The organism is uncultured Mucilaginibacter sp. (assembly GCF_903913935.1).
Classification (GTDB): Bacteria; Bacteroidota; Bacteroidia; order Sphingobacteriales; family Sphingobacteriaceae; genus Mucilaginibacter.
The window spans coordinates 1-8,655 of sequence record NZ_CAIWNH010000444.1; the positions used below are offsets into that span (position 1 = coordinate 1).

7 protein-coding genes and 1 other RNA gene are annotated in these 8,655 nt (G+C 42.1%); 1 reads left to right on the plus strand and 7 read right to left on the minus strand.

Features of this window, described 5'->3' with window-relative positions; genetic code table 11:
• Positions 1–179: 179 nt before the first annotated feature.
• Positions 180–788 carry a DUF2238 domain-containing protein gene (locus QZY09_RS17615; RefSeq protein ID WP_295674505.1) on the minus strand — a complete coding sequence of 203 codons (609 nt, stop codon included), beginning with the start codon at positions 786–788 and terminating at the stop codon, positions 180–182.
• A gap of 262 nt (positions 789–1,050) precedes the next feature.
• Between QZY09_RS17615 and QZY09_RS17620 the strand changes: the two genes are divergently transcribed.
• Positions 1,051–4,383, plus strand: coding sequence for a patatin-like phospholipase family protein (locus tag QZY09_RS17620; protein WP_295674507.1), 3,333 nt, complete (start codon positions 1,051–1,053; stop codon positions 4,381–4,383).
• A gap of 57 nt (positions 4,384–4,440) precedes the next feature.
• Here QZY09_RS17620 and QZY09_RS17625 read toward each other — a convergent pair whose 3' ends face one another.
• The 6 genes from QZY09_RS17625 to QZY09_RS17650 form a co-directional block, all read right to left on the minus strand.
• Positions 4,441–5,817, minus strand: a complete 1,377-nt coding sequence (locus QZY09_RS17625; protein WP_295674508.1) for a sigma-54 dependent transcriptional regulator — start codon at positions 5,815–5,817, stop codon at positions 4,441–4,443.
• Positions 5,818–6,187: 370 nt separating this feature from the next.
• Positions 6,188–6,583: RNase P RNA component class A (gene rnpB, locus QZY09_RS17630), an RNA gene on the minus strand.
• Positions 6,584–6,680: 97 nt separating this feature from the next.
• Positions 6,681–7,097, minus strand: a complete 417-nt coding sequence (locus tag QZY09_RS17635) for a c-type cytochrome (RefSeq protein ID WP_295674510.1) — start codon at positions 7,095–7,097, stop codon at positions 6,681–6,683.
• Positions 7,094–7,753, minus strand: coding sequence for an SCO family protein (locus QZY09_RS17640; RefSeq protein WP_295674512.1), 660 nt, complete (start codon positions 7,751–7,753; stop codon positions 7,094–7,096). Before QZY09_RS17640 ends, QZY09_RS17635 begins: the two co-directional genes overlap by 4 nt.
• Positions 7,750–8,160: a hypothetical protein gene (locus tag QZY09_RS17645; RefSeq protein ID WP_295674514.1), complete on the minus strand. Its 411-nt coding sequence runs from the start codon at positions 8,158–8,160 to the stop codon at positions 7,750–7,752. The genes QZY09_RS17640 and QZY09_RS17645 overlap by 4 nt, the downstream gene beginning before the upstream one ends.
• A 50-nt stretch (positions 8,161–8,210) precedes the next feature.
• The coding region (locus QZY09_RS17650) for a DinB family protein (protein WP_295674515.1) at positions 8,211–8,655 on the minus strand (445 nt) is incomplete at its 5' end.

Sequence of the window (8,655 nt, forward strand, 5' to 3'; positions counted from 1 at the left end):
CAAATCAAAAGTCTAATTTTTCCTTAAATGATGCCGGATAGTGTATGCTATCTGGTATCATTTATTTAGCTTTTGTTGCATTTCTTAATTGAACTTACTAAGTCCGGAAGTCCGAAAGAAGAAGCGAAAGTTAATTAAATGGACAAAGTCCTTTACCTCAATTTTAACATTTTCAACTTTTAAAACCTTTCCAACCCTCTGGATATTATCTTATTCTGCAATCCTGATAGCGTGATAAGCATACACGTGGCGCCAATAATGGCAAAAAGCATATCTGATTGCGTATCCCATACATCGCCCTGCGTGCCAAGGAAAGAATCGCCTGCAGACCCTGAGGAAACAGAAACCAGCCATTCCAGCAATTCATACAACAAACTGATCAGCCCGCATACACTTATGGTTAAAAAAGGGATCCAGTTTTTCTTGTTGATGATTTCCTTTCGGATAAATATTTCGCGAACGATCATTGCAGGTACAAACCCCTGAAAAAAGTGTCCGACTTTATCATAATTATTGCGGCTTTGGTGGAAAACATCGCGCACCCAGTCAAATGCAGGTACCAACGCATAGGTATAGTGGCCGCCTATAAACAACACATAGCAATGCAATAATATCATTACATAGGTTAACAAGCTAAATTGAAAGTGCCGGAAGGTAAATAACAGTATGAAAAAACCTATAATAGCAGGAAAGACTTCTAAAATCCACGTAAAATAATCATGCGGATAAACAGCGGAAATAATCAATCCCGCAAAAAACAGGGCGATAAGTAAGGCGTATTTTTTCATCCTAACAAGGTATGAAAATAAAATACATCTGTTATATATGTTTATGTTATCAAGTTAATCTTAAAAAGAAACGCACTTTAATACATTATACTTCCATTATTAAATAGCTTTTTATGCATCAACGTAAAACATTAATAAATAATTATTTACGTATAAATACTGCTTGAAATACCGTAAAAACACCATGGTATTATCGGGTATTAATTTATAACTTTATATATTATCCTTATCAAATGAGCCTTTACTTTTTAAAACCTTAGCCATGGACATTGTTACCGACTTAACCTCGCAGGCCGTTTCCAGCCTTATTATCATCCAGGATCTTTGGAAAAAAGATCTGGGTCCCACAGACAGAAACAAGATGGAAAATGTTTTTTTATGGGAGTTAAAGGAGAAACTGGCGGGACTAAAGGAAAAATGCTCACCAGAAATTGAGGGGGCGATAAATGATGTTATTTGGTTTAGCCCCGAAAAATTGGCCGAGAGTGATTTAATTGAATGCTTCTTTGTGCTTTCAAATGACTTGCTGAAATGGATGGATGAAAACCATCTCCCTGTAGTTAATCCCGAAAACGATAACCTGTCCAAAGACGGCACACTCTTTTGCTCGCCGTTCCAACTTCGCAGAATGATCAGAGCAATTTTGTATCATAACCCTGCGGCCAGGGTCACCCTGGCAAAGGCGCTTCATTATATGCCGGTGCAGGTTATCTTTTGTTTAAGCGGAAAGAAATTAAAGGCCTGTGATCAGCGGTTGTACCAGGTTTGGGAACCAGAGCAATCTTTTGATCTGCTTGATGCCGACGATAAAAAACTTCACGAAACATGGTGGAACGCTCATTATAAATCAGAAGATAAGAAACGTAAAACTGAAGCATTGGAATTATTGATTTCTGATTCGTTGATGCGGCAAACATTAAAGATAGAAGAGGTTCCGGTTCCCTTTGAAACACTGTTTAATGATGAGTTAAATGAAATATGCAGGAGCAGGGCGCATCGGCTCCAGGACAATCCCGCCGGGGTTGGTGGCAGATTAACAGAAAAAGTTTTGAGCGATGACAAAACAGAAGATCCGATAGAACGCGCAAAACGTTTACAATTGCAAGGTTTGGCTTTTTCAGGCGGAGGCATCCGTTCGGCAACATTTTGCCTGGGGATATTGCAGAAACTCGCTGAGCAGAATAAGCTGTCGCACATTGACTACCTTTCAACGGTATCCGGCGGCGGGTATATTGGTACGTGGTTAGCATCATGGATAAAGAGGAGTGGATCGGTATTAAAGGTTACTGATAGGCTGGATAGCCGTAAATCTGCCGATCCAATGGGAGAAGAAGTGCGCCCCATTCGTTGGTTACGCATGTTTAGCAATTATTTGGCGCCTGATGCAAATATTATGTCGGCAGATTCGTGGACAATGGGTGTTACCTGGCTAAGAAATACGCTGATTAACCAGTTTATATTTCTTTTACTTTTATGTACCGCATTATCTGGTGTCAATAATTTTTTTCTGCTTTGGCGGTATATCACCCACTTTGAAAACACATTTAATTCAATTAAAGTTGGGGGATGGAGCGCATTGATATTTTTACCCGGGGTTATTATGACAGGTTACGGTATGCAGGCGTTTGATAAACAGCATAAGGAAAGGAGCTATTTTAATTTTGGAAGAAACCGGCTTTTATCGATATTTTTGATCATCTGGGCCGTTATTGCTGCTTTTGCTGTAAGCTCGTGGCTATTCCAGGAGAACCCATATTCCGACGAATATCAGGACAAAGTTTTACTTTTAATACCAGCTGCCGCCGCGGGCTTTGCGGCAATGATTGCTATAGCTTATATAGGCTATTACAGGCAATGCGCACAGCGACCAATTGAAAAAAAATATATTGATTTTGCAATATTGGGTTCTTCCGCATTGGCAGCAACTGCAGGATTATTTCTATTGGCAGGTGTTTGGGAATTATTTCAATCAATAAAGTCTCCTTTCATTTCTGACCAGGAATATGGGTATAGATGGGTATTTATTAGCGGGCCACCTTTGATTTTGGAGAGCATTAGCTGTTGTGTAGTTATAAGAATGGCTTTGATGGGCAGATTGTTTCCTGACGAGCGCCGTGAGTGGTGGGGCAGGATGGGCGCAATAATACACCGGTTTATTCTGATATGGCTATTGGTAACTATCGGCGCGCTTATTTTGCCGGATGTGTTCAGAGAGTTGTGCAGGAATACCAAATTAATATCAAAAATACCTGTGTTATTTGGCGGATGGGCGGCAATAATCGGGGCAGCTGTGAAGCTGGCTTATCAATCAAAGGATGCCGGTCCAAAAACCGATGATAAAGCTTCGATTTTTATAGAGATATTTATTCGCATAGCACCCTATTTGTTTATGCTTGGCTTTTTATTGATAGGCGCCTATACATTAGATCAAATAAATCTGATCATAGTTGGTGATAAGGAAAACTTCATTGACTGGACCCAAAAAAGTCTGCTGGTAACAGTGGTATTGGCGGCCCTCACTTTATTTTTGAGCTGGCGTGTTGGGGTAAATGAATTTTCGCTGCATCATTTTTATAGAAACCGGTTAGTCAGGGCGTATCTTGGTGCTACCCGTAAGAGAACAGACAGAGACAAAACCGCGAATAATTTTACCGGGTTTGACAAGGACGACGACATCAAACTTTCGGCGTTTGTTTGCAACATAGAGAAAGACCCTTACTACGGGCCATACCCCTTAATAAATACCACCCTCAACTCCACTGTTGTGTCAGAACTCGACAGGCAGGACCGAAAAGCTGAGTCGTTTATTTTCACTCCATTATATAGCGGTTTTGATTTTAGTCCAACCCGTTCGGCTGCCTATGCCAAAAACCAGGTCTATGAATACGGATACCGGCCGACTGCGGGTTATGCTTATGAAAACGGGCCGATGATCGGTACGGCAATGGCTATATCAGGTGCAGCCGTTAATCCAAACATGGGTTACCATTCTTCGCCTGCCACAGCATTTTTATTGACAATGTTTAACGTTCGCCTGGGCTGGTGGATAGGCAATCCCCGTTTGAAAACTTGGAAACGCTCCGATCCGACATTTGGTGTGGCATACCTGGTTAGTGACCTGATCGGGAAATCGGATATAAGTTCACGTTTTGTGTGCCTTTCTGACGGCGGGCATTTTGACAACATGGGGCTTTACGAGCTCGTACGCAGAAGATGTACAAATGTTATTTTGTGTGATGCGGAGGAAGATAAAAAATCAACCTGCGAAGGATTATCAAATGCCATCAGACGTTGCCGGATAGATTTTGGTGTAGAGATTACGATAACAACTGACACCATAACCGATAAAGACGCCCAGGGATTTAGTAAGAGCCATGCTATTTTGGACGGCGCTATTAAATATCCGGGGGATAAAGATGATGCCCCAAGCGGCAAAATAACTTATATAAAAACATCACTTACCAAAAATTTATCTACTGATATAAGGGAATATCATTTAAATAATCCTTTGTTCCCGCAACAACCAACCAGCGACCAATTTTTTACGGAAGAGCAGTTTGAAAGTTATAGAAAGTTAGGATATGAGTCAATTTGAAAAGAAAGGAATTGTTTTCAACGGATTGAGCTAATATCATTCTGCAAAAAACGTTTGTTACTCCCCTCGTTTCAACCCAAATTTCTCAATCTTACTATATAAGTGGCTGCGCTGTATGTCAATATCGTCGGCAGTTTTGGATACGTTCCAGTTGTTTTTTTCCAGTTTAAATTTGATATACTCGCGTTCGGCATAATCCTTATATTCCTGGAAATTGCTGAAACGGTCAAAATCTGCTTGATGTCCGTTATTGCCATTGGTAACTTCAACCGGCGAAGATGGGTTTGCAAATATCTTTACATCATTGTCTGTTATTATTTTATCACTCAGGATGATCAGCCGTTCAATCATGTTCCTTAATTCACGGATATTCCCGGTCCATGGCAAGGCTTTTAACGCCTCCATCGCGGCATCTGAGATCTTTTTAACCGGCATGCCGTAATCATTGCAGATCTCATCCAAAAAGTTTTGGGCCAGCAACGGAATATCATCTTTTCGGTCAGTCAGAGGTGGAACATGGATCAGGATAACGCTTAATCGATGATAAAGGTCAAGGCGGAAATTTCCGGCATCTATTTCCTTTAGCAGGTCCTTGTTGGTTGCAGCAACCACACGTACATCTACATCGATCTCTTTTTCGCCGCCAACACGGGTTATTTTATTTTCCTGCAGTGCACGCAGCACTTTGGCCTGGGTTGAAGCGCTCATATCTCCGATCTCATCCAGAAAGAGCGTGCCGCCATTGGCTGCTTCAAATTTGCCAATGCGTTGTTTGATAGCAGATGTAAACGAACCTTTTTCATGCCCGAATAATTCACTCTCAATCAATTCAGATGGTATAGCGGCGCAGTTTACTTCAATCAAAGGCGATGTTGAACGGTGCGACTTTTCGTGTAACCATCTTGCTAACAACTCTTTACCACTGCCATTTGCACCAGTGATCAATACCCTGGCATCAGTAGGCGCCACCCTGTCGATCGTTTCTTTTATTTTTGAGATCGACTGTGAATCGCCCAGCATAGTGCGCACTTTGGCCACCCTGCGCTTCAGTACTTTTGTTTCAGTTACCAGGCTTCCCCTGTCGAGTGCATTTCGTACGGTAATGAGGAGCCTGTTCAGGTCAGGTGGTTTGGATATAAAGTCAAACGCACCCTTTTTGCTGGCTTCGATGGCAGTTTCAACAGTTCCATGGCCCGATATCATGATAAAAGGCAGATCAGGCTTCATAGCAAGGCCCTCGGTGAGCACTTCCATTCCGTCTACCCGGTTCATTTTTATATCGCATAATACCAGGTCATAATCATTTTTTTGTATGAGTTCTAACCCGTCAACGCCGTTATCAATATCTTCAACGGTATAATCCTCATATTCCAGTATTTCACGTAATGTATTCCGGATTGCCCGCTCGTCATCAATGATTAATATTTTCGCCATTTTTTGTTTGCCTGAACGCTTTAAATATTTGAATTGCTAATTTAGTTAATTGTATAGAAAAGTAAACACTTTTAGAAAGATATTGTTTGAAAATAAATTGATAAAAAATAGTGAGCGGTGAGTAGTGAATCAATATCGTTTAATTAAGCATCCACCTGGAATTTTAGTGAAATGAGGCAGTAAGCCAGCAAAACTGCTGACAAGATTCTGTCAGCAGTTAATATCTTGATATTCAGTTTTGTAGCACTTTGTAGCAGATGTAGCACTTGTAGCGCTACAACTACACCTGTGAGAAATATGAGCCACCTTATGCTGATAGCTCACCATTCACAAAATAACCCTCCCCGTTTTACCGGGAAGGGCATTTGTTTGCAGCAGCAAACCTGTAAGCCGGGTTCTGTTCCATGCCTTTTAACGGGCATGGTTTCTATCATTAATCTGGCCCTGCCATTGCTGACAGGTTCAAGCAACCTACCCATCCCGGCGATCCGCCTGTTGGCGGATACGGAAACGAGCAGCTCCGCTTCCGGGACCTATTTGGTTTTTCAACTCCTGAGGTTTACCGCGATCCCGGTCGCCCGGGAAAGCCGTGAGCTCTTACCTCACGTTTTCACCCTTACCCGTCATAAATGCCGGGCGGTATATTTTCTGTGGCACTTGCTGTCACCGGCTGCCGGCGCCTTCCCGTTAGGAAGCAGGATGCTCTGTGTTGCCCGGACTTTCCTCTCCCAAACAAAGCGCCGGGAGCGATAGAACGTTTTGCACCGTAAAGGTAGGAAATAAGTCGGGAAGTCCGGGAGTCGGGAAAGTCCGAAAGATTTATTAAGGTATGTAGAGACGCAATACGCTGCGTCTGTGTACTTTTATTTACAATTATTCAGATCGTTTCCAACCTGGACAACATCTATAGTACCGCGCTTATTGCCAAAAGAATTGGCAACATAGGTAAGCACGTTGGCAATTTCAATAGGAGCAAGGTCGTTAGACGGCATTTTCTCCGTAAAATCTTTTTTATTGATGGTTAATTTTCCTCTTAAACCGTTTTTTACCAGGCAGGGCAACTGGTGGATATTATTCTTTATAAATACGGTATCGGTCAGCGGCGGGATCAGCGCATTTAATCCTTCGCCCTTAGCACCATGGCAATTTTGGCAATGGCTTTGGTAGAGCAAACTACCCGATGAATAATAACGGGCAAATTCAATACTTTGCGGACTCTGGCAGGAAACTGCCAGTATAAGCAAAAGGCACAAAACTCCAATAATTACTTTAAATTTCATTGGTTGGCTCCAGGCGCAGGCTCTGCTTTTAAGGTTTTAACATCATCTATCAGCTGACTTACCTGCTGCGCGTTGGTGCCATCATACGAACCGCGTACGCGTTTTTGTTTATCCACCAGCACAAAATAACCCTGGTGCACATAGCCACCGGGTACCGTAGTGTCCTGGCTCACTGCCACCAGGTAACTTTTTTCGGCGAGGCGGTAAGTATCATCCTTTTTACCTTGTATAAACCACCACATGTTGCCGGTAACTCCCAATTTATCAGCATATTTTTTTAAAACTTTTACGCTGTCGTATTTGGGGTCGATGGTGTACGAGAGGATCTTTACATCAGGGGTGTTTTTATAGGTGTTATAAACATTAAGCATATTGCGTTGCATCACAGGGCAAATAGATGGGCAACTGGTAAAAAAGAAATCGGCAACATAGATTTTGCCGTTAAGATCATTATTGCTGATGCTATCGCCATATTGATTCACCAGTTTAAAAGGTGGAATGGTTTGATATAAGGTATCAATAACTGTTTGTCCATTCACCACCCTGGTAACCGCCTGCCGGTTTCCGTAAATAGGTAAAGAGTTACTGGTAGTACTATTGAATTTACAGGCGCTCCATAGCAGGATGACGCCAATTGCCAAAATCAGTCTGCTCATTTCATTTTCATATTTTTAAGATACCTGTCAGATGCCGCTAACGCCGCGTTGATCTGAGAGTCGACCTTTGTGATCTGTTTTTTTTGTGAACGAAGGTAAATCATCCTTTCAACAGGCAATTTACCCGTCATATCCGCGTCAAAATTATGCATCCAGTTATCCATGGCACTGTCTGCGTTGATCACCTCGCTTAGATGCCGGGTCACAGAATCTTTTAATATAGCCGTTGTGTCTTTTTTTAACAGGCTGTCCAAAATCGTCTTGTTTTTCAGCAGCGACTCATTACTTCCCATTACTTTTTCGTGTAAAGCGAGCACACTATCCAAAGCAGCTTTTTCCTGCGCCTTATTATCAGCACATCCGGAGATTACAAAAGCCGCAATTATTGGCAGGATTATTTTTTTCATCAGGCAAAATTAAAACTGCGTCAAAGATAAAAATAGAAAGCGCTAAAATTTTACCTGACGAAAAATATATAATCTGTAGGAGGCAATGTTTCAATCCCGGCGGCAATTAAATGATGGCCGGCCTGCGCCCTGTGATGGGTGCCATGGTTTATTACATGCGTTAATATGTCGCCCAACTTATTTTGGTAACTATCGCCCTTTAAGGTTTTATAGCTGATGATACGGTCAAAATCTCTGGGCTCAAGCCCATCGAGGTATCGCAGCCAGCCGTTACTATTTGTTTCTATAATACCGGCAAAGGTATCCGTCTGCCAGTCGGGCCAGGTAGTATGGGGTGCGTCCGGAAAATCCACAAAGCGGCTTAGCCATATTTGCTGGGCGGCAAATAAATGGGCCATTAATTTTACTGGCTTTTCGGGATTGTTCGCTATATTGATAGTTTCAGTTATCAGTTCATTGGCAAACCTGTCGTATTCAAAAAGCTTGATAAAGTGA